Annotated in this window: 1 pseudogene; it reads right to left on the reverse strand. The window is 28.6% G+C overall.

The window, feature by feature from the left end:
* A pseudogene (locus ACFIO3_RS15380) lies at positions 1-357 on the reverse strand (autotransporter outer membrane beta-barrel domain-containing protein); the annotation flags it as partial.
* Positions 358-563 lie beyond the last annotated feature (206 nt).

Consider the following 563-nt stretch of genomic DNA (forward strand, 5'->3'; position numbering starts at 1 on the left):
ATCCTTAATATTTGAATTGGTTAGAACAAGCTTGCCATCATCTTTTACAGATGCACTATATAAAAATGACTGCTTTGGCCTATGCAAGATAATATTTGTCTCTAATAAATTTAAAACAGTTCCCTCTTTTTCTATAGAGAAGACAGCAATAAAATCATCTAGAGAAGAGACAGAAGGAGTATAATTTTTATTACTTATCGTATGTTTTTTACTATCGCTATATGTAAAAAAACTCCCTGATACATTACAGGAAGTTCCTAAATTATTAGGATTCGCATTAACACTCACGATTGGCAAAAAAGAAACAATAGCCGTTGTAATAAATAAAAATCTATACCCGCTTAATACATTAACCATAACTTTATTCCCAATTTGCCTTTCTCCCCCTGTTAGTTAAAAATAAAAAATATTCCCCATAATATTAAGTTAAACACACAAACAATGAGAAGTATAAAACTTAATATTCATTTTATACTTCTCAAAACACTTTATAACTTATGTAAAAATTACTCTATATTTCATAGGCATCTAAAAATGATAGCGTAAACCACCTGAAAAAATCG

This window comes from Bartonella sp. AD328YNZD (genome assembly GCF_042196425.1).